This is a genomic window from Paenibacillus sinensis, assembly GCF_019904155.1.
GTDB classification, from domain to species: domain Bacteria; phylum Bacillota; class Bacilli; order Paenibacillales; family Paenibacillaceae; genus Paenibacillus_AQ; species Paenibacillus_AQ sinensis.
Genome location: NZ_JAHCMB010000164.1, coordinates 1 through 1943, shown reverse-complemented (window position 1 = coordinate 1943; position 1943 = coordinate 1). Strand labels below are relative to the sequence as shown.

Sequence of the window (1943 nt, the reverse complement as noted above, 5' to 3'; positions counted from 1 at the left end):
TTAGATCCGTATGATCCGAATAAGTATGATATAAATTCAAGAAGGAGACCAACGATGAAGAGCATTAAGCCAGGTAGAGGACCATCGGCAATGGGGGCAATTGGAAGTGTTGGGGGTGGGCTGTTGGGAATGAACTGAGGAATTAAGCCACTCCCTTCACAATGCGGAAATCCTAAATCTACCCAAATGGAGGCCAACATGAATATAACTACAATTAATAGAAACGGAATAGATATAGCAGCAGTCAGCAGCGACGAATTACTGATTACGGATGTCCAATCTGCCTTGGATCTGATGGCAACGGTAAGATATGAAGCAGGAACTAGTCGAATTGTGATGAACAAGTCGGCAATCAGTGAAGACTTTTTTGATCTAAAGACACGGCTTGCCGGGGAGATCCTTCAGAAGTTCATTAATTATGAAACCAAGCTGGCGATTTACGGGGATTTCTCGGGCTATTCAAGCAAGAGCCTGAAGGATTTTATATATGAGAGTAACAATGGCAAGGATATCTTCTTCGTAAATGATGAGGAACAGGCTGTTGAGAAGTTAAGTGCGGTTTGAGAGGCTAGAAGGAGAACAATCATGAAGGTACTGGAAACTGAGCGGTTGATCATCAGGCAGTATACCACAGGGGATTTCGATGTAATCTATGGCATATTGTCTGATCCCGTAACCATGAGCTTTTGGCCGAAGCCGTTTGATAAAGAGCAGGTAACCCATTGGATTGAGAGAAATATGCGAAGCTATCAGGAAAATGGGTTTGGACGCTGGTTAATCGTTCTAAAGGAACGTGATGTGATCATTGGCGACTGCGGAATCATGAAGTCCGAAATCAATAGCAAGCTTGAAAATGATTTGGGCTACATCATAGACCAACACTATTGGAAGCAGGGGTATGGAACGGAAGCGGCACGGGCCTGCATGCATTATGCATTTGATGGGCTTCAACTGGATTCGATCTGCATTAATATGCCCGTTGATCATGTCTCTTCTAGAAGAGTAGCCGAGCTCATCGGAATGAAATTGGAGACTGAGTTCAACAACTCCCGAAATCGTAATATACGTACCTATCTTTTTCGAAAAGACAGAAAATCAAGTTGAAAGGAAGCTAAAAATGGAAGTGAAAATTGATCGAATTCATGATATGGAATTGGATAGTTTTTTAGATATTCTAAGAAGCATTGCGAACTGGCTTGTTTCCAATGGCAACGATATGTGGAGTTTGGAAGGGTTACAGCGTGAAGCCTTTCTTGAGGCTAACCCTGGAGCTGAATTGTATATCTGCAGGAACGGCAGTGATCCGATCGGTGCGTTCATGCTTAAGGATGAAAACCGGTTCTGGTGGCCGGAGATCGATGGAGATGACACTTTTTTTCTGAAGAAATTCGGTATTTCGGAGGGATATCGAGGTACTGGAGCATCAGCAAGGGTCATGGATCAGATTAAGGCCCTGGCTAAAGAAAGAAACAAGAAGTTTATCAGAATTGAGTTCTATGGCGACCGGGCGTATTTAAGAAGATTTTACGAGGCAAATGGGTTTGAATTCGTGAGACAGCGGGTCATGCCCGATGGGATTGAAATCTTGTTATACGAATATCGGATTGTTTTGAGAGTGAGCCCGCAGATGGGGTTATGACTCGATGATCTATGACAGCACACTTTGTGTAAGTTGGCGAGAAGTAAGTCATTGGATGGGTAACGAACAAAGATACGGAATTGCTGAATGAGGTTATGTAGTGACAGGGGGATTTATGAAAAGTAGATTAACGATAACGATGTTTCTGTTTTCCCTAGTTATAGCGGTGATCATAATTGTTCACTTGATTTTCTATTTGATTGCCCGACTGCAAGCCGGATATTACATAGATCATAAGTATCAAGAAATGAATATGAAAATCGGTTGGCCCAGCCAGACTATTATCAACAATATAGTTGATGGT

Annotated in this window: 4 protein-coding genes; all 4 read left to right on the top strand. The window is 42.5% G+C overall.

Annotated elements, in window-relative coordinates; genetic code table 11:
* Window positions 1-198: 198 nt before the first annotated feature.
* Window positions 199-564, top strand: a complete 366-nt coding sequence (locus KIH86_RS19010) for a DUF4180 domain-containing protein (protein ID WP_223083228.1) — start codon at window positions 199-201, stop codon at window positions 562-564.
* A gap of 21 nt (window positions 565-585) precedes the next feature.
* Entirely contained in the window at window positions 586-1104 is a 519-nt protein-coding gene (locus KIH86_RS19005; protein ID WP_223083227.1) for a GNAT family N-acetyltransferase, read from the top strand.
* Between the two features lie 13 nt (window positions 1105-1117).
* Entirely contained in the window at window positions 1118-1639 is a 522-nt protein-coding gene (locus tag KIH86_RS19000) for a GNAT family N-acetyltransferase (RefSeq protein ID WP_223083226.1), read from the top strand.
* A 115-nt stretch (window positions 1640-1754) separates the two neighbouring features.
* A partial coding sequence (locus KIH86_RS18995) for a hypothetical protein (protein WP_223110612.1) occupies window positions 1755-1943 on the top strand: 189 nt, incomplete at its 3' end.